The organism is Pseudoalteromonas sp. NSLLW218, assembly GCF_015864775.1.
Taxonomy (GTDB): Bacteria; Pseudomonadota; Gammaproteobacteria; order Enterobacterales; family Alteromonadaceae; genus Pseudoalteromonas.
Window position 1 is genome coordinate 93,249 of the sequence record NZ_JADYWO010000002.1, and the last position, 19,215, is coordinate 112,463.

A 19,215-nucleotide genomic window follows, 5' to 3' on the forward strand; every position below is an offset into this window, starting at 1 on the left:
GTTAGCTGCCTCTGTACGTTGAGTAGCCAAATGGGCTAAGCAATAACGGAATGTGATGGTGTTTTTTGTCTTGTAATCTAAAGGTTATTTGCGCCTCTGGGTAAAATGCAGGTGTTTCTTTATTTTGGTAATAACTATCTAAATCGAATACTAGCTTATAGGTTGCAAATTCTACGTCTGTGTTGAGCCAGTCGGTAATTCGCCCGTCGCTATTTGTTTTACCTTGAGCAATTAATTGCCACTCGTTATTAGTGAGTAAAAACAATTGTACAGCTACATTGGCTGCAGGTTTGCCTGTGCTGGTATCTAAAATATGGGTAGTGATAGGGCTCTTATTCATACTTTTATTCATAGCAATGACTCCAATCTTATTTTTGTTATTTTGGCTTGTTCGCCCGCGGCTATATTAAGCTCTGTGCTGCGGGTGTTGTGTATACGCTGCTCAATAAGTTCAAGCATTTGCTCAGCACTTTTACCACTGGCACACACAATAAATATAAAGCCAAATTTACTGAGGTATTGTTTATTTAGCGCAATCATTTTTTTTAGGGTTTGCTCGTTTGCTTTACTCATGCCTGATTGTTCGTGCCCCGCTTTTTGCGCTGTAGCGGCGTACTTTTTACTTAAAGTTGATAAATCGCCTATTTGCGGGTGGCCTTCAAAGGCGGCTAAATAGTCGCTTTCGCCCAGGCTATCCCATACGCTTTGCGCGCTTTGATATAGGTGCTCTTTATTTTCAAATGGTATGATATTTAGCATACCGCTTACCCAATTTGGTGCTGCGCAACAGTGCTCTAAAGCTTGGTGAGCTTGCGCTGCATTTAAGTTATTAATTTTTAAGCTACTCATGCGCTTTCTTCCTCGTGCGTGGTGCTAATTAAGGCATTTTTAAGTGCGCGCCATTGCAAGCCTTGGCGTTTGGGTGCGTGGGTTTGCATAGCTTGATAAAGGCCAATTAACTGTCCACTAATCGAAATAGCCACTTCCATTGGTAATTTGCCCGTAATGTTTTTAAGCCCAACAGGGCAGACCATTTGTTTTATTTGATCGGTAGTAAAATCGCGATGAGCTAGGCGTTGTTTAAAACGTTTTGCTTTAGTGTCAGAGCCAATAACGCCCAGCCAATTAGCATCAGCGCGTTTAATAATGGCTTGGGTGAGTGCAAAGTCGAGCTGGTGGTTATGGGTCAGTATTAAGTAATTGTTAGCTTTAGGTGCGCGTTTAACTTGTTCTGTTGGCTCTTCATCAACCACTTTTACTACGTTATTAGGGATTGATTGTGGGAATACATCGGCGCGGCTATCTATCCAACGTATACGCATAGGTAGTTGTGCCAATATACCAATAAGCGACTGTGCTACGTGGCCTGCGCCGTAAATGTCGAGGGTAAATCGCTCGCATTGCATGCACTCAAGCATAACTGTGGCAGCTCCCCCGCAGCATTGGCCTAAATTTGCACCTAGGTTAAACTGCTCTATCACTTGGGCGGCTTCGCCTTTGGCAAGTAGTTCGCGGGCTTTTTCAATTACTACGTATTCAAGGTGACCACCGCCAAGGGTGTCGTAAATATGCTCGCCGCTTATTACCATTTTAGAGCCTGTGCCGCGTGGGGTTGAGCCATTTGTGCCAAGCACTGTGGCAATAACATAATTAGTGCCGCTTTGTTCGTGCTCGTTTATAGCCTGCGCCCAATTTTGAGTATGAAAACCCTGAAACGACTCATTTAAATTAGCCATTTTGATGCTCCTTAAACCAGCTAGCGGTTTGCTCAATTGCATTTAATACACGCTCAGGTGTAGCAGGCGTATCAAGTGGGGCGGTGTATTTGTAATCAGCCACACTGCTTATGGCGTTACGAATAGCGCTCCATACACTAAAGGCCAACATAAACGGCGGCTCGCCTACCGCTTTTGATCTAAATACGGTGGTTTCTGGATTGGCAGAGTTATATAAATTGACGTTAAATTCGGCGGGTGTATCGCCAATGGCTGGTATTTTGTAGTTAGCAGGACCAAAGCTTGCAAGCTGCCCTCTATCGTTCCATTGTAAGTCTTCGGTTGTTAGCCAACCCATGCCTTGTACAAAGGCGCCTTCAATTTGGCCTATATCAAGTGCTGGGTTAATTGAGCTTCCCACATCGTGCAAAATATCAACGCGTGTTACCGTGTTTTCGCCCGTAAGTGTATCTACCTCAACTTCACTCAGTGCTACGCCGTGAGCGTAGTAAAAAAACGGCCGGCCTTCGCCTTTAGCTCTATCGTAATGAATTTTAGGCGTGGCGTAATAACCGGTTGATGAAAGCGATATACGATTCATGTAAGCAAGGTTTGCAAGTTCACTAAAGCTAATTTCGCCTTTACTAAAGGTAATTAGGTTATCTTTAAATACAATAGTGTTGCTCTCAACTTCAAAGTGCTCGCTTATAAAGTTTATTAAGCGCTCTTTTATTGTGTTTACTGCATTAAGGGCTGCCATACCGTTTAAGTCGGTACCGCTTGAAGCCGCTGTTGGTGAGGTGTTTGGTACTTTGTCTGTACGGGTAGCGCTAATGCTTACCGCGTTAAAATCAACCCCAAAACCATGAGCCACAATTTGTGCAATTTTAGTGTTAAGCCCTTGGCCCATTTCGGTGCCGCCATGGTTTAAATGTATCGAGCCATCGCTATAAACATGCACAAGTGCACCAGCTTGATTTAAGTGTTGTACAGTAAACGATATACCGTATTTAACCGGCGTCATCGCAAGGCCCTTTTTTATAATAGGTGACGATGCGTTAAATGCTTTAATAGCATCTTTACGTGCCCAGTAGTCACCCGACTCCTCAAGCTGGCTTATCATATCTATTAAAATATGTTGCTCTACGGTTTGATGATACGGCGTGGTGTCGCGGCCTTTTTTGTATAAATTAAGTTTTCGGATCTCAAGCGGATCTTTACCTAATTTGGCTGCTATATCGTCCATTATTAGCTCGCCCATAATCATCCCTTGCGGGCCACCAAATCCTCTAAATGCGGTATGGCTTACGGTATTTACTTTACAGCGATTACCTTTAATTGTGGCGGCTGGGTAGTAGTAGGCGTTGTCGGCATGAAACATGGCGCGGTCTACAATTGCATCCGATAAATCGGGCGAGTAGCCACAAAATCCGTTTACGGTAATGTCGGCACCTTCTATTAAACCATATTCGTCAAAACCGACATGATAGTGGTTATAAAAAGGGTGGCGTTTACCGGTTAATTTAAAGTCGTCGCTACGGGCTAGGCGCATTTTAACTGCGCAGCCAAGGTAGTAAACCGCAAGGGCTGCAAGGCATGCCCATGGTGCGCCTTGAGTTTCTTTACCGCCAAAAGCACCGCCCATACGGCGGGTTTCTACGTTTACAAAGCTAAATGGCTTTTTTAAAATTTTAGCAACTAAGTGCTGAACCTCAGTAGGGTGCTGAGTTGAGCATTGAACATGAATCCCGCCGTCGTTATCGGGCTGAGCGAGTGCTATTTGCCCCTCAAGGTAAAAATGTTCTTGCCCGCCTATGTGTATTTCGCCTTTAAGCTGGTGGGCTGCGTTATTAATTGCGTGCTCGCTGTTACCACGGTTAAGTGAATGAGGCGGCCTTACCCAATGCTCTTTTTTTATTGCTTCTTTAATATCAAGTATTGGCGTAGTTTGCTCGCACTCAATAACCACTAAGCGGGCCGCGCGGCGCGCTATTTCGTAGCTGTCGGCAACGATTACTAATACAGGTTGTCCGTGGTATTGAATTTCATGGCTGGTGAGTAATACATCACCAGGAAATACCGGGCCAATATCTAATTTACCCGGTACATCTTCGGCCGATAAAATGCGTTTAACGCCTTCAACTGCCAGTGCGTGACTAGTATCTATTGATTTAATAAAGCCGCTTGTAACAGGCGCAAGTACAGGGTAGGCATGTAGGCAACCGTAAGGCTCAGGGTTATCGTCGGCAAAATTTGCACTGCCACAAACTTGTTTAATAGCGCTTTCGTGATATTTAGATTGTCCAACGCTACCACCTTGGGCTTTTAGTTTATCCATTTCAAAGTGACGCATGTGAGATCCTCGTAATGGCAATGTTGTTATTGTTTTTACTGCTACTTGGCTGTGCATCGCAAAACTCAATTCCAATACGCTGTAGCAAATTTTTGCTTACCGTACTGCGGTAATGTGCGCTGCTGCGTACATCGCTCATGGGTACAAAGTCATCGTTTATAGCGGTAGCTGCATCTATGAAAGTGCTCACTTGGAATGATTGAGATATCAGCTTTTTCTCAATATGCTGCGCGCGTTTAGGAATAGCCGCCATCCCACCCATAGCGCAGCGAGCTTGAGTGATCATGTTTTGTGAATGCTCTATAGCAAGCACCAAACAAACGGTAGATATATCGTCTTCAAATCGTTTTGATATTTTATGACATGCCAGTTTTAGTGACTCTGGACGCTTTGGGATTGTGAACTTACTAATTACTTCATCGCTTTTAAGAACCGTTTTTTTGTAATCAATAAAGTAGTCGGCAACTTTAATAGTGCGCGTGCCTGCGCTGCTTAATAAATCCATTGATGCATTAAGAGCGATTAAAAGGGGAGCTGGATCACCAATTGGTGAGGCATTCCCTATGCTGCCACCCAGTGTGCCGCTGTTTCTTACTTGGCTTGATCCTAAGCGTTCAAATAGCTCTTTTGACTCAGGGTAATGGTTATAAAATGCCTCAACAAATTGGCTATAAGGTAGTGCTGCACCAATGTGTAACTCACCGTTATTATCTGCCAAGGTACAAAGTTCCTTTACTTGGCTAAGGGAGATAATTACATCCGGTAAAAGCATGTTTTGGCTAAGCTCAATGGCAAAGTCGGTGCCACCAGCAACTAAATGTGCATAAGGATAAAGCGCTTTTAGCTCAACAAGTTGTTGGGCAGTTTGTGGTAAATAGAATTTGCGAGGGCCATTTTTTAAAAATGGAACATCGTAATCATATTGCGTATTAAGTGACGCTTTAAATTTTGCGGCCATTGTTGAGTACGGTTCAGCTTTACGCTCATAGCTATAGGCTTTTTCGGCTGCAAGTAATATTGGGCTATAGCCTGTACAACGGCATAAGTTACCGCCAAGTGCATGAATAACCGCTTTTTTACCGGGGTACGTAGGCTCATTAATATAAAGAGCCAACAAACTCATTATTATACCAGGCGTACAAAAACCACATTGCGAACCATGGCACTCTACCAGCGCGCGCTGCACAGGGTGTAAATCGGTTAAATTTGGGTATAAACCAGTAGTCACAGCTTCTACTGTTACTATATGTTTTGCATGCGCATTACCTAGTAACAGTAAGCAACTGTTCATTGTTTTGTATTGCCAGCTAGCTTGCCCGTTTGCATTTATACGCTCTTCACCCACTAAAATAGTGCACGCGCCACAGTCGCCAGTTGCACAGCCTTCTTTGGTGCCCATTTTCCCTTTTTTGGTGCGAAGCCAGTCCAAAATGGTGAGACTTGGCGAACATTCTTGTATTTCAATTGGCGTGTTATTTAATAAAAATTGAATCACACAGACCCCCTTAATTTTTATAAAGCCCTGATACATAAAGGCTTGGCATATGTTTTTTCTTGTTGTTTGCGCACGGGTAAGAAAAATACTTTTTAATCTTGGTAAGTATATTGCAGTTACCATGCCATTGTTGACCGCTCGGTCAGCTGGTTGTTGTTAGTATGCTTATTAACTTAATAAGCACTGAAAAGGTGTTAATAATGAATAATAAATACCGCCTTACTATGCAGGGAATGACAAAGAAGTATCCCGGATGTATAGCCAATAACGGCGTAACCTTAAAAATTAAGCATGGGGAAGTGCATGCCTTATTAGGTGAAAACGGTGCCGGTAAAAGCACACTAATGAAAATGCTTTATGGTGTGGTTAAACCTGACCAAGGGGACATGTTTTTTAATGGCCGCATAATGAATATAAAAGAGCCTGCTGATGCGCGTGATTTAGGCATTGGAATGGTGTTTCAGCATTTTTCGTTATTTGAAACACTTACGGTTGCCCAAAATATTGAACTAGCGTTAGGTGATTTAGCAGGGCATAGCAGCACGCTTGCGGGTCGAATTACAAAAACATCAACACGTTATGGTATGCCATTAGATCCACACAGATTGGTTTCAACACTTTCAACTGGCGAGCGTCAACGAGTAGAAATCGTGCGGTGTTTGTTATTAGATATTCAACTACTTATTTTAGACGAGCCCACCTCAGTCCTTACCCCACAAGAAGTCTATGCATTATTTAAAACTCTAAAATCACTTAAAAAAGAAGGCTGCTCCGTGCTGTTTATTAGCCACAAACTGCACGAAGTGATTGAGTTATGTGACAGTGCGACCATTTTGCGAGGCGGAAAAGTAAGTGGGCATTGTATTCCTAAAAACGAAACTAGTGAGTCAATTGCTAGGCTAATGGTAGGCGACAACACGCCAATTAGTAACCAAACCCGCAGAGCCTTGGGGACGGCTGACTTTTTAACCGTTAATAGTTTAACCACCGCGGCACAAGCGTTATTTGAAACACCCCTTAAAAACATTAACTTTGCAGTACAGCAAGGTGAAATAGTGGGCATTGCAGGTGTTGCTGGCAACGGGCAAGAAGAGTTATTAAAAGTGCTTTCGGGGGAGCAAATTCAAGCAAGTAGCCGTGCCATTAAATTTAAAAACACTGTTGTTGATGCACTGTGCCCGCTAAAAAGGCGCCGCCTTGGACTTGCATGTGTTCCAGAGGATAGGCTTGGGCGAGGAGCCGTGCCCACTATGGATTTAGCGCAAAATACACTGCTGACTAGTTTTGATAGTGGACTAGTTAAAAATGGCTTTTTAGTAAAACAAAAAATTACCGAGCTTGCTAATAAAATCATAACAAAATACAAGGTTAAAACGCCAAGTTTTCGCACTCATGCAGCTAGCCTTTCAGGTGGTAATTTACAAAAATTTATTATTGGTCGCGAGGTAGAGCAAAGCCCAAAACTACTCGTTATGTCGCATCCTACTTGGGGAGTAGATATAGGCGCACAAGTGGCGATACATGAAGCTATTTTAAAGCTTCGCGACGAGGGGGGTGCGGTACTCGTTATTTCAGAAGATTTAGATGAACTTTATAAAATTTGCGACCGCATTGGCGCAATTTGCGATGGAAAACTGTCTCCTATTTTAAACACCGATACCGTACCGCTTGTGCAGTTAGGACAGTGGATGGCTGGCGATTTTAGTGACGACCTTAATAATCTGCCTACATTACAAACATCAAAAGGGGCTCTAGCATGATTAAGTTAGAACCACGTGTTCAGCGCTCGCCGGCTTGGAGTTATTTCTCTCCTGTTTTAGCTATCTTACTCACATTAATAACCGGTTACGTGGTGTTTGCCTTATTAGGGCATGACCCGCTAAATGCCTTATATACATTGCTTATAGCACCTGTTGCCGATTGGTATGGTGTAACTGAGCTACTTGTAATGACCATTCCTATTTTGCTATGCGCCTATGGTTTAGCGCTTTGTTATAGAGCATCGGTTTGGAATATAGGCGCAGAAGGGCAACTGCTTATTGGTGGTGTATGTGCAAGTGCTGTAGCCGTTAACTTTGTTGACTCATCAAGTGCTTTTGCAATGCCACTAACATTACTTGCGGGTATTGCTGGTGGCATGTTGTGGGCGGGGCTTGCTGCTTTTATGAAGCTGCGTTTAAACACTAATGAAATTTTAGTCACCATAATGCTCAACTACATAGCAGTAAATGTATTGCTGTGGGCTGTTCATGGGCCACTCAAAGATCCTCACGGTTATAACTTTCCTGAAAGCGCATTGTTTGGCGATAGCACGTTATTGCCTGTTTTATTCAACGGTACTCGATTGCACTTAGGCCTAGCGTTTGCGTTATTAGCGCTATGCGCCACTTGGGTGTTTATTAGTAAAACCTTTATAGGCTTTCAAATACAAGTACTTGGGCTTGATGCATCCGCTGCCAAAATGGCGGGTTACAAGCGAGCATTATTAATTACGGGAGTGTTAGTTATTAGCGGTGGCTTAGCGGGGCTTGCTGGTGCGGGCGAAGTAGCTGGGCCTATTGGACAGCTGGTTCCACAAATATCACCTGGTTATGGCTATGCCGCCATTATTGTTGCTTTTTTAGGGCGATTGCACCCAGTAGGAATTACGTTTGCGGGCTTACTAATGGGGCTTATTTATATGGGAGGTGAGCTTGCGCAAATTAACATGGGTTTACCAAACGCCATTACCGGTATTTTTCAGGGGTTAATGCTGTTTTATTTACTCTCGTGCGATGTGCTTATTACTTATCGCCTTAGATTTTCTCTGCCATTTAAACAACAAAAAGCGCAGCCAATACATATTGCACAGGAGTCTTAAATCATGGATTTAGATGTAATTACTAATATTTTATACGCCACTATTCGTACAGGCACCCCCTTATTGCTGGTGGCGCTGGGTGAAATGGTATGCGAAAAAAGCGGCACCTTAAATTTAGGGCAAGAAGGCATGATGCTTTTAGGCGCAGTGGCAGGGTTTATAACCATGTATCAATGCGACAACCTATTTATTGGTTTTACGGTAGCAGCTTTGGTTGGTGTTATGGCCTCACTTATTTTTGCTTTTGTAGCACTTAATTTAAATGCTAGCCAAGTAGCGGCAGGTTTGGCGCTGACTATTTTTGGTACTGGCCTTTCGGCATTTTTAGGTGCCGACTATGAAGGAAAAACGATTAATGCCTTACCTACATTAGCAATAGCTGGGTTTGAGCATATTCCGGTTTTAGGCAAGGCGCTATTTTCGCAAGACGCCATTGTGTATTTAAGTTGGAGTTTAGTGCTTGGTGCGTATTTGTTTTTTAAATACCACAGAGCAGGGCTTGCAGTACGGGCTATTGGTGAAAACCCAAGTGTGGGTAATAACTTAGGATTACCTGTAATGCGTACACGTTATTTAGCCGTTATGTTTGGCGGCGCACTGGCTGGTATTGCGGGCGCTTACTTGTCGTTGGCTTATACACCACTTTGGACTCAAAACATGACGGCAGGGCGAGGTTGGATAGCCCTTGCACTCGTGGTGTTTGCAAGCTGGCGTATTGAGCGCGTAATGCTAGGCGCTTATTTATTTGGCTTTGCCAGCATTATGCACTTAGTTGCACAAGCGTTCGGTTTAGCGGTTGATTCTAACTTATTAGCCATGCTGCCTTATGGTGCAACACTTATTGTATTGATTATGCTCAGTAAAAATAAACAAAAGCTAAAAATGTACGAACCCATGTGGTTAGGTAAACCTTGGCACAAGGGTCATTAAATTGATTACAAAATCAATAAGGTAAATTACCTGCTTCAACAGGATATTAAAAATATAACACGGAGAATAACAATGAAAAAACTTATAACAACACTCGGGGTTGCATTGAGCTTGTGCATAAGCGCATCAGCTATTGCAAAAGATAACGTAAAAGTAGGCTTTGTATATGTAAGTCCAATTGGTGAGGCCGGTTGGACGTATACACACGATGTAAGCCGGCAGTACCTAGAAGACAAATTTGGCGACAAAATAGAAACTACTTTTGTTGAAAGCGTACCAGAAGGAGCCGATGCTGAGCGTGTTATTACGCAACTAGCCAAAAGCGGGCACGATCTAATATTTACAACGTCGTTTGGCTACATGAACCCAACACTTAAAGTGGCTAAACGGTTTCCTAATGTAAAGTTTGAGCATGCTACAGGCTATAAACGCGCAAAAAACGTAAGCACTTACTTTGATCGCATTTACGAAGGACGCTACCTAACAGGTGTTATTGCAGGGCACATGAGTAAAACCGACAGTATTGGGTATATTGCTGCGTTTCCTATTCCGGAGGTAATACGCGGTATAAATGCATTTACGCTTGGCCTGCGCTCAGTAAAGCCTAATGCAAAAGTAAAAGTAGTGTGGGTTAATAGCTGGTTTGATCCGGGTAAAGAGCGAGAAGCTGCCGATAGCCTTATAGATCAAGGCGTTGATATTATAACTCAACATACTGATTCGCCTGCACCACTTCAAGCAGCGCAAGCCGCTGGTATTTACGCTATTGGCTACCACTCAGATATGAGCGGTTATGGTAAAAAAGCACATTTAACGGCGGCGGTTCATCATTGGGATGAATTTTACGCAGACCGTGTACAACAGGTACTTGACGATAAATGGCAATCGCAAGATATATGGAAAGGTATAGGCTCAGGGATGACTCGCTTAGCGCCGCTAAGTAAAGACATTCCAAGTGATGTTGTGAGTGAAGTGAACGCGATTTCAGAAAAAATTGGTAAAGGTGAATTCCATCCATTTACTGGCCCTATAAAAAATCAGCAAGGTGAGCTGGTTATTGAGGCGGGTAAAACAATAGACGACAAAACGTTGTTGGGTATGGACTTTTATGTTGAGGGCGTTGAAGGGCAGCTTAAATAAGCCGTTAACGCAATAACAATGAGTTGGTCACTTAGACAAATACAGTGGCTAACTCGCAAAACGTAGAGGTTTATATGTCAATAAATACAAGCTCGTCTGACGATATTATATATGCGGTTGATGACACCCCAGGCGCAACCGAATCATTTTTTGCAGGCTTGCAACATGTACTAGCAAGCTTTGTTGGCATTATTACGCCCACGCTTATTATTGGTGGGGTGCTAGGCCTTGGCAGCGAAATACCTTATTTAATTAGTATGGCATTATTTGTATCTGGTGTGGGCACGGTTATACAAGCGCGGCGTGTTGGCCCGGTGGGGTCAGGATTGATATGTGTGCAAGGTACAAGCTTTGCCTTTTTAGGAACTATTTTAGCGACAGGCTTTACCGTTAAAGCAACGGGTGGCAATAATGACGAAGTCCTTGCCACTATATTTGCCGTGTGCTTTTTAGCTGCTTTTGTTGAAGTATTTATTAGTTTTTTTATTAGTAAATTAGGCAAAGTAATAAAGCCAGTAGTCACTGGTGTGGTGATCACCACTATTGGTATTTACCTAATTAAAGTAGGCATGACTGATATAGGCGGCGGGCAATGGTTACTTACTAATATGCCTGAAAAATTTGCTTCAACGAGTAACTTAATTGTTGGTTTCTCGGTTGTTGCTTTAGTAGTGCTGCTTAATGCCAGTAAAAATCAATGGGTAAGGCTAACGGCTGTCGTAGTTGCAATGATACTTGGCTGGCTACTAGCCTTTGTATTAGGTATCGCTAAATTCAAATTAGGTGAATTTGATTTAATTGCCATCCCACTGCCCTTTAAATACGGCTTTAATGTTGATTTTGGTGCACTCATAGCCTTTGGCTTTTTATACCTTATTACTGCAATTGAATCGACTGGTGATATTACTGCCAATTGTGCTGTTTCTAAGCTACCTGTTACAGGACCTAGTTACTTAGCACGTATTCGTGGTGGTATTTTAGGTGATGGTGTTAACTCGATGATTGCCGCCTTATTTAACACTTTTCCTAATACTACTTTTAGTCAGAACAACGGCGTTATTCAGCTAACCGGTGTTGCCAGCAGACATATAGGCCTGTGGATCGGCAGTATTTTAATCATTCTTGGTTTGTTTCCTGTGATTGGTGCTGTATTACAAAATATACCTAAACCTGTTTTGGGCGGTGCAACGCTTGTAATGTTTGGCACCGTTGCCGCCGCGGGCGTAAAAATACTCGCAAGCGAAAAAATAAATCGCAGAAGCCTACTTATTATTGCAGTGAGTTTAGGGCTCGGGCTAGGTGTTAGTTTTGTACCAGAGTTGTTTGCAAACGCACCTAAGTTAGTTACCGCTATATTTGGTAGCGCAGTGACGGTATCGGGTATCACCGCAATAATAATGACGTTGGTACTACCAGAGAATTACTCAGCAAGTACAGATCATCTTAACTAAACTAATAAAAATCATTAAAGGGATTAACAATGAAAATCAAAATAATAAAAAACATAGCGTTCGTAACTGCAATTACAATGTGCTCTACAGGTGTATCGGCTAAAGAGCTTTGGTCAGATTTTAGTATTACCGCAATGACCGGTGCCGACTACCTAGAGCCATTTTCAGGGGAGGAAGACGACAGAAGTGTGGTAACCATTGAGCATGCATCGGGCCATACTTGGGGCAGTACGTTCTTTTTTATGGATAGACTAAGTAACCCCGATGAAGTGTATGGGGAGCTAAACATAAACCCTACTCTTTACAAGCTGCAAGATAGCTTTGTTAAAGAGGTGTTTTTAGGCCTACAAACAGAGTATGGCTCGGGAGATACGAATCAAAATAACTATTTATTAGGGGGCGGTGTATCACTTGATGTACCTGGCTTTCAGTATTTTAATGTGGCTTATTATCGTCGTTTTCAAGATGAAATAGGTATAGAGCGTGAAGATAATAACCAAATAACAGTCACGTGGGGCTATAACAAAGGTAACTTTAGATACGATGGCTTTTTAGATATTGTAGATAGCACCGACACAATGTTTGGTAAAAGTGAAGGCGGCTTTAACTTTACCTCACAGATTAAATACAATATTGCACCTATTCTCGGCTTAGATACAGGCCGCCTTGATGTGGGTATTGAGTATGTCTATTGGAAAAATAAATTTGGTGTAGATGGTCAAACAGAGCACAACCCAAACCTGTTGGTTAAATGGCATTTTTAACAGCTAATTGAATGGTATTTGATTAATAATTAAAGGCTACTTTTTAGTAGCTTTTTTATTTGATAATCTTAAATAATTGAATGGCTTAAATTAGTTGTGTTAAATTACTTTTTAATAACACTATATGGATTTTGTTTTCATGGACTCTGAAATAGACTTTTCTACCTACACTTTAGATGAGCTTTACTCATCAGCGAGAGCTATCGATCGCGAAACCTACCCAGATCGAGCAAAAGAAATAGACGACTTAATTAAAACGCGAGAAGCACAGAGCCCATCTGAAAATGTAGTATCAAAATTAGCAGGAGAAAAAGCAACGCGCTCAGATAGGCTAGTGGCTGCTATTGTGGATGGCATTTTAGGTGTTGTTTGTTTTATTCCTGTATTCATGCTCGTAGGGTTTGATAATTTAAGCCAACCAACACTTACTTTATCTGGAGGTTTGCTAGGTTATGGCATATTAAGCACGTTAGTGCTTCATGGTTACCTTATGTACCAACGCGGACAAACAATTGGTAAATCTTTAATGTCTATCCGTATTGAAAATTTAGATGGTACACAAGCCAGCTTTACTACAATTTACTTTAAACGCATGCTTTCTATGCAACTCTTATCACTTGTCCCTTCGGTAGGTCAGTTTATAGCTGGTTTTGTTAATCCATTATTTATATTTGGAAAAGATAAACGATGTTTACATGATCATTTCGCGGGAACAAAAGTGAGCTATGTAGATTAATCAGGATATTAATTATGGCAGCTTTGCCTAGGCAAAAAAAATTACCCGGATTTAAAATAATCTACAGTTTGGCTTTATCAGCATTATTTATTGTCATTTTGCTATTTTACATGGAAGTAATTAACGAAAAGCCTCTATTGCATCAGTTTTTATATTTGTTTGGATTATCTTCTTTAGGAGTGGTTATTGAATGGCTATCTACAAATAATAAGCAATCACAAGCTATTGATATTGCGAATGGTGAATTTAAATTACTTGGTATAAATATAAAGGTGTCTGAGCTAGAAGAAGTGCTTTATTGTCAAAGGAAACGGTTTGAGCATACCTTAAGGTTTAAATTTAGTGACGCGACTTACCGAGACATAGAAATATCAGCCCCTGACCTGATTGATGATTTGCGTTTTTATCACTTTATGGTTGGTAACGGTTTACCAGTAAAAATGACAGACGATAGAGGGCGTTTTTTTGAGGGGAATTAACATTACAGCAAGGAGCGAGTGATGATTAAAAAAGCTTTTATGCTAGCAAGTGCGGTCTTTAGTGGATATTTACATGCAGGCTCATTTGAAGGATGCTATTCAAGAACAGACAAAATAACTAGCGCGATCCCTATGCTCAACGACGATGGGAGCGAAAGTAATGAGCGTTTTAAATTAAAAACGAGCTATATAAATGTATTCAAAAAAGACGATAAATATTTTACAGAAGGTCTTATCTGGGGCTTTAACTTTCATATTTGCACTATCACAGCCCCGTTAGAAGGGACGACAGAACCATTACCTTTAGTACTAAAGGGTAAAAAACTGGTGTTTGAAGAACAAGAGCCCGAATACGATATTAACTGTAAGTTTGAGCTGGAATTTGATGAGAATGGTTTGAATATTAAGGATGAAAACTATCATTGCTCTAGCTACATGTTTTACTGTGGAGCACACGCAAGTGTTAATAATATTCAATTAGTTAAAACCTCTAAAGGGTGCAATTAACAAAGCCATTTATAATATTTTATAGATTAGTCAGTTTGTATTTTAACTTGCTGAAACTGCTAACAAGGACTTACCATGCGCTGCTTTTTATTATTTATAGGCTACTCATCTTATATTGGCAGTGTGGGTGATGCTTTGTTTGGCTTATATGCCTTATGGGTTTTAATAAGTAATGAATTAGCACTTTTAAGCTTATCGCTTAATGACTTTTTAGCGCAGTATGTTGAGTTTATATTTTGGGTGAAGCGGGTCGCATTTTATGTAATGCCACAAGGCTTTGCCAATTGGTTATTTGGCATTCCAGCTATTATTTACTTTCCTGTACGTATATTAATGAGCTTAGTGATTGGTTGGTGGGCGTTTAAAAAGGCAGCTCAGTTAAAAAGCTGAAGGGTATAAAAGTGATTGCACATAAAAAATTAGACATACTCTACCTTGACGGTATTGCAGGTCTACTTGCTGGTTTAACTTTGTTTAGTTTTCAATCTTGGTTCTACGAAATTTATTCTTTACCTTTGTATGCACTTCAATTTATTACAGTGGCTAATATACTTTATGGTGTATGCGCACTTTTATTAGCATTTAAAAGAACAAGAAGCCTATTAGCCATTAAAGTATTAGCTATAGCTAACTGCTTTTGGGTAATAATTTGTATTTTCTTTATTTTTGAATATGTTAATTCTGCAAGTTGGATAGGTATTAGCCTATTAATCTTTGAGTCAATTTTTGTAGGCTATCTCGCTTATTTTGAGTGGGTAAATAGCGCTAGCTTAGTTTATGGGCCTGCTTATAAACAACGTGTAAAAAATACCTACTTTTAAAATAATTACCTTCTCAAGTATTACTTTTCATAAAACCTAACCTTAAACTGCATTCAGTGTAAATTACAGCGTTGTTTTTAAATGTATTTTTTAAAGTTAATTCAAATTTTAAGGGATGCTTTTTGGCACGTAAGTTGATACAACCCCTTATGAATTTTAAAAAGGAATTACCATGACTGCAGAATACTTTATGGTACTAGGGTTACTCGGTGTCGCATTTTTTGCTGTTGCAGGGGCATTGCTTGGGTATGAAAAAAACATTAGTGGTTTTGGCGTAGTAGTGGTTGCAACCGTTACAGCACTAGGGGGCGGAACCCTCAGAGATATACTTTTAAACAAACCGGTATTTTGGATTGCCACTCCAGAGTATTTATATTCGACCTACGGGGCCGTTATAGCAACAATTGCATTTATTCGATACTTACCGCGCGTTAATAACTACTACTTTTTATTGGTAGACGCTGTTGGTATGGCGCTATTTAATATTATGGGGATAGAGAAAGCACTCATTAATGGCTCCGGCATGGTGGTCGCGATTACCATGGGTATCACTACAGGCATATTTGGTGGTTTAATACGTGATGTAATTTGCCGTGAGGTGCCAACGGTTATGCGCAGCGAACCTTACGCCTCTGCGTGTTTAGCGGGTGGTGCAGTTTATGCCGCTTTATTTAGCCTTAATGTAGATTACATTTGGTGTATTTTAGGATCATTTTTCACGACTATCTTTTTAAGATTGGGCTCTTTGCATTGGGGTTGGCATTTAACTATTTTCAGAAAAAAAGACTTCAGAGATCAAAGCGACTAATTTTAGCTACGAGTAGCCCGCGTTTGCATGTAGTACTCGTAATTATTCTCATCAGTTATAGTAAAACCCAGCCGCTTATAAAGTCCTAATGCTGGGTTGTTTTTAAGCACAGTGAGTTTAATGGGTTTTGATTGCGCACTTGTAATAACTTGTTCAATAACAGCTCTCCCATACCCTTTATTTTGATGCAATAGATGTATTTGTAATTGCATTATTTCAATGTATTGAGCGTGCGTTTGGTATTTTAAAGTACCAATTTGTACCTCATTTATAACTATAAGGTGAGAGCAATCATATTGATCATCAAGCCTTAAAACATGCTGTTGATCAGTTAAAAATAACCCGGCATTTTCTAAGTGTTCAACCATAGTCAGTTTTCTGAGGCTTAATAAGTAGTCTCGGTCTGAATATGCTGCCTTTATGAATTTAAAAACCATAATGCTCCCTTCTAACAGCCCTAATGTTTATATTTTTAGGGCTGAAGCACTTGAACTTGTTCTAAACTCAAGTGCGCAGTATTAAATGTGCAAGCCAAACTAACAAAGGCAATACTACCAATACCCGAGTGCTTTCCACCAAAGCCCGCCAATAATTCCCCATACACTTAAATTAATAATACTCATTATAAGGCCCATTACCCACCAATCTTTTAATGATACATAGCCTGAGCCAAACACGATGGGAGATGTGCCTGTTGCGTAATGCGTTAACGACATCATGAGTGATGAAGCGCCAGCTAACAGTAAACCTAAAAATAAAGGCGGAGCGCCAAGCGCTAAACCTGCGGCGTAAAATGCGGCAAACATAGCAGTAATATGTGCTGTGGTACTGGCAAAAAAGTAATGAGCATAAAAATACACAGCTACCAATATAATAGCCGATACAATCCAGTCAAAGCCCAATTGCGCAATGTTGCTCTCAACAAGCGTTGAAAACCACGTTACCAAACCTAGTTTATTTAAAAAAGTGGCCATCATTACTAATGCTGAAAACCAAACAACGGTATCCCACGCAGACTTTTCTTTAAGTACATCGTCCCAGCTTAATACACCCGTTACTAATAAAACCGACAAACCTAAAAAAGCCACTGCGGTAGTATTAACCGCGTACTCAGCTCCTAAAATCATTGCGGGTACGCCGGCCCATAAAACAAGCAGCATAGCAAAAACACCCACCATTATTTTTTCGCCATAACTCATTGGGCCCATTTCAGTTAATTTAGATTCTGCGTAGGTTTTAGCATCGGGTGTACTTTTCACTTCAGGTGGGTAAATGGCATAAACAACCAAAGGCACAAGGGCAATACATAGCAAACCAGGAACAAGCGCTGCCAGCGCCCATGTACTCCAAGTAATACTAATATTTGCACCAGTAGCATCTGCAATAAGCTTTACAATTAGAGGGTTAGGAGCCGTGGCGGTAATAAACATAGCTGATGTAATAGGGTTTATATGGTAGCTCACCAAAGCAAGGTAGTGCCCAATTTTACGAGATGTGCCCTCCTCAGGAGACGAGCCAAAGCTTGTTGCTATCGACTTCATAATTGGGTGAATAATAGCGCCGCCTCGCGCGGTATTACTTGGCGTCACAGGCGCTATAACAAGTTCAGACAGCGCGAGTGCATAGCCAATACCAATAGTTTTTTTACCAAAAAAAGAAATGAAATTATAGCCAATACGATTACCTAAACCGGTTTTAGCTAAACCCCGAGAAATAATAATAGCAATACCAATCAGCCAAATTAATGAATTAGAAAAGCCACTTAATGCATCTTTAATAGCGCCAGATGGGCTGTCATTAGTTACGCCCGTTAATGCAACAGAGGTAATAGCTAAAATAGCAATGGCGCCGATAGGCATTGCTTTACCAATAATGGCAACTACTGTACCAATAAATAAAGCGAGCAAATGCCATGCGTTTTCGGTAACACCTTGCGGAGGCGGTACAGCAAACCAAAGTAATAAAACAATGGCTATAGAAATCAGTCCAGAGGTAACTCGAATATCACTACCTTTCATTAAAAATGTCCCTAAGTTTTAGAAATGCATGCATTCAGTGTATTGAAAAGGCAACGTTATTCTACTTCATTTAATAATAAAAAAAATGACACACATCATATGAAAATTAAACTTATTTAATTTTATTAATAAAGAGGTAATAAACCATAAACTAAATGAATAATTAAGTTACCCGATGAGAGCTTACGTTGTGCTTAATCAACTCTTATTTTTTAAGAGTTAGCTTGAATTGTTTTATAGGTTCGTAAGGTCTTTGTAAGTCTTAACGAATACTTGGAAATACAATGAACTTAAAACTAACCAACAACGTGATTACTTTTTTATTAGCGAGTAGCTTTTTGTTACTTGGCTTATCGTTTGCGTTAGGGGCAAACCCTAATACGTTAACGGCTACGTTTAGTTTTTACGGCGTTGATTCGCTAATGTCTGTATCTGCATTAGGTTTAATTAGTGGCTCCTTTATGATTGCCTTAGCGTTTGCCACCGTGCTCGCTCGCCTTAAACTAATGAAACCTACGCCAGCACTTTTACTTGCAGCAATTATAAGTTTGGTTGCATTACTTACCTTGTTTGCCAGTAACCGTTGGATGGCGCAACTTGGTGGCTTTCCAATCATTGGTAGTGGGCAGGGCATAATTAAATACTTTGCAATAGTGCCTTTGTATTTGTTTTTGTTTTATAAAGACAAACTTACCGACAAACAACACGTACTTTTAAACTTTATACCGGTTGCTATGGTTCTATTGTGGATTGGCGGCATGAAGTTTTATGAATTTGAAGCAAAAGGCATTGTGAGTTTAGTAGGAACCTCACCGTTTATGTCGTGGTTATACACGGTATTTAGCGTACAAGGCGCGTCTAACGTGATTGGCGGGTTTGATGTATTATTTGCTGTGTTATTGGGCTTAGGGCTATTTTTAAATAATAAAAAGCTAATTATTGTAAGTGGCTTAGCGTGTTTAAGCGTATTTATGATGACCCAAACATTCTTAATTACTGCAACCGGTGCATTTAGCTCTTCCACTTTACTGGAACGCTTAGGGCAGTTTGTAATTAAAGATCTTTGGTATATAGCCAACCTTGTTGTTATTGCTTTTTTAATGATTTTTAAACCGGCTAAATAATATAAAAGAGGGAT

20 protein-coding genes are annotated in these 19,215 nt (G+C 40.7%); 13 read left to right on the plus strand and 7 right to left on the minus strand.

Annotated elements, in window-relative coordinates:
• Position 1: 1 nt before the first annotated feature.
• Genes uraH through xdhA form a run of 5 tightly spaced genes read right to left on the minus strand, consistent with a single transcriptional unit; the run spans position 2 to position 5,563 of the window.
• Entirely contained in the window at positions 2 to 352 is a 351-nt protein-coding gene (uraH, locus tag I6E80_RS03165; protein ID WP_231616703.1) for a hydroxyisourate hydrolase, read from the minus strand.
• The gene (gene uraD, locus I6E80_RS03170; RefSeq protein WP_197184771.1) at positions 349 to 849 is read right to left on the minus strand and encodes a 2-oxo-4-hydroxy-4-carboxy-5-ureidoimidazoline decarboxylase; all 501 of its coding nucleotides are present in this window, start codon (positions 847 to 849) and stop codon (positions 349 to 351) included. Before uraD ends, uraH begins: the two co-directional genes overlap by 4 nt.
• Positions 846 to 1,736, minus strand: coding sequence for a xanthine dehydrogenase accessory protein XdhC (xdhC, locus tag I6E80_RS03175; protein WP_197184772.1), 891 nt, complete (start codon positions 1,734 to 1,736; stop codon positions 846 to 848). The genes uraD and xdhC overlap by 4 nt, the downstream gene beginning before the upstream one ends.
• The gene (xdhB, locus tag I6E80_RS03180; RefSeq protein WP_197184773.1) at positions 1,729 to 4,068 is read right to left on the minus strand and encodes a xanthine dehydrogenase molybdopterin binding subunit; all 2,340 of its coding nucleotides are present in this window, start codon (positions 4,066 to 4,068) and stop codon (positions 1,729 to 1,731) included. The genes xdhC and xdhB overlap by 8 nt, the downstream gene beginning before the upstream one ends.
• Positions 4,055 to 5,563, minus strand: coding sequence for a xanthine dehydrogenase small subunit (gene xdhA, locus I6E80_RS03185; RefSeq protein ID WP_197184774.1), 1,509 nt, complete (start codon positions 5,561 to 5,563; stop codon positions 4,055 to 4,057). Before xdhA ends, xdhB begins: the two co-directional genes overlap by 14 nt.
• Positions 5,564 to 5,763: 200 nt before the next feature.
• Here xdhA and I6E80_RS03190 point away from each other — a divergent pair, with 200 nt between their 5' ends.
• From I6E80_RS03190 to I6E80_RS03245, 12 genes are all read left to right on the plus strand, one after another.
• Positions 5,764 to 7,323, plus strand: coding sequence for an ABC transporter ATP-binding protein (locus I6E80_RS03190; protein WP_197184775.1), 1,560 nt, complete (start codon positions 5,764 to 5,766; stop codon positions 7,321 to 7,323).
• Positions 7,320 to 8,423, plus strand: a complete 1,104-nt coding sequence (locus tag I6E80_RS03195) for an ABC transporter permease (RefSeq protein ID WP_197184776.1) — start codon at positions 7,320 to 7,322, stop codon at positions 8,421 to 8,423. The genes I6E80_RS03190 and I6E80_RS03195 overlap by 4 nt, the downstream gene beginning before the upstream one ends.
• A gap of 3 nt (positions 8,424 to 8,426) precedes the next feature.
• Positions 8,427 to 9,353, plus strand: a complete 927-nt coding sequence (locus I6E80_RS03200; protein WP_024600002.1) for an ABC transporter permease — start codon at positions 8,427 to 8,429, stop codon at positions 9,351 to 9,353.
• 72 nt (positions 9,354 to 9,425) lie between these two features.
• Positions 9,426 to 10,493, plus strand: a complete 1,068-nt coding sequence (locus tag I6E80_RS03205; RefSeq protein WP_197184777.1) for a BMP family ABC transporter substrate-binding protein — start codon at positions 9,426 to 9,428, stop codon at positions 10,491 to 10,493.
• A gap of 74 nt (positions 10,494 to 10,567) precedes the next feature.
• Positions 10,568 to 11,944 (plus strand): uracil-xanthine permease family protein, encoded by a 1,377-nt coding sequence (locus I6E80_RS03210; protein WP_029750908.1) that lies wholly within the window; start codon positions 10,568 to 10,570, stop codon positions 11,942 to 11,944.
• A 29-nt stretch (positions 11,945 to 11,973) separates the two neighbouring features.
• Complete coding sequence (locus I6E80_RS03215) at positions 11,974 to 12,708, plus strand: DUF5020 family protein (protein WP_197184778.1); 735 nt, start codon at positions 11,974 to 11,976, stop codon at positions 12,706 to 12,708.
• A gap of 139 nt (positions 12,709 to 12,847) precedes the next feature.
• Positions 12,848 to 13,444 (plus strand): RDD family protein, encoded by a 597-nt coding sequence (locus I6E80_RS03220; RefSeq protein ID WP_197184779.1) that lies wholly within the window; start codon positions 12,848 to 12,850, stop codon positions 13,442 to 13,444.
• Between the two features lie 14 nt (positions 13,445 to 13,458).
• Complete coding sequence (locus I6E80_RS03225) at positions 13,459 to 13,923, plus strand: hypothetical protein (protein WP_231616704.1); 465 nt, start codon at positions 13,459 to 13,461, stop codon at positions 13,921 to 13,923.
• 21 nt (positions 13,924 to 13,944) lie between these two features.
• Positions 13,945 to 14,430, plus strand: a complete 486-nt coding sequence (locus I6E80_RS03230; RefSeq protein ID WP_231616705.1) for a hypothetical protein — start codon at positions 13,945 to 13,947, stop codon at positions 14,428 to 14,430.
• A 75-nt stretch (positions 14,431 to 14,505) separates the two neighbouring features.
• Positions 14,506 to 14,820 (plus strand): hypothetical protein, encoded by a 315-nt coding sequence (locus I6E80_RS03235; RefSeq protein WP_197184780.1) that lies wholly within the window; start codon positions 14,506 to 14,508, stop codon positions 14,818 to 14,820.
• Positions 14,821 to 14,831: 11 nt separating this feature from the next.
• Positions 14,832 to 15,251, plus strand: a complete 420-nt coding sequence (locus tag I6E80_RS03240) for a hypothetical protein (RefSeq protein WP_197184781.1) — start codon at positions 14,832 to 14,834, stop codon at positions 15,249 to 15,251.
• A gap of 172 nt (positions 15,252 to 15,423) precedes the next feature.
• Positions 15,424 to 16,059, plus strand: coding sequence for a trimeric intracellular cation channel family protein (locus I6E80_RS03245; protein ID WP_004334621.1), 636 nt, complete (start codon positions 15,424 to 15,426; stop codon positions 16,057 to 16,059).
• A 2-nt stretch (positions 16,060 to 16,061) separates the two neighbouring features.
• On the opposite strand, the gene I6E80_RS03250 is transcribed toward I6E80_RS03245, so the two are convergent.
• Together I6E80_RS03250 and I6E80_RS03255 are read right to left on the minus strand one after the other, a co-directional pair.
• Complete coding sequence (locus I6E80_RS03250) at positions 16,062 to 16,496, minus strand: N-acetyltransferase (RefSeq protein ID WP_197184782.1); 435 nt, start codon at positions 16,494 to 16,496, stop codon at positions 16,062 to 16,064.
• Between the two features lie 114 nt (positions 16,497 to 16,610).
• Positions 16,611 to 18,077, minus strand: coding sequence for a DASS family sodium-coupled anion symporter (locus I6E80_RS03255; RefSeq protein WP_197184783.1), 1,467 nt, complete (start codon positions 18,075 to 18,077; stop codon positions 16,611 to 16,613).
• 284 nt (positions 18,078 to 18,361) lie between these two features.
• On the opposite strand from I6E80_RS03255, the gene I6E80_RS03260 reads away from it, so the two are divergent.
• Positions 18,362 to 19,201, plus strand: a complete 840-nt coding sequence (locus I6E80_RS03260; protein ID WP_197184784.1) for a DUF417 family protein — start codon at positions 18,362 to 18,364, stop codon at positions 19,199 to 19,201.
• Positions 19,202 to 19,215 lie beyond the last annotated feature (14 nt).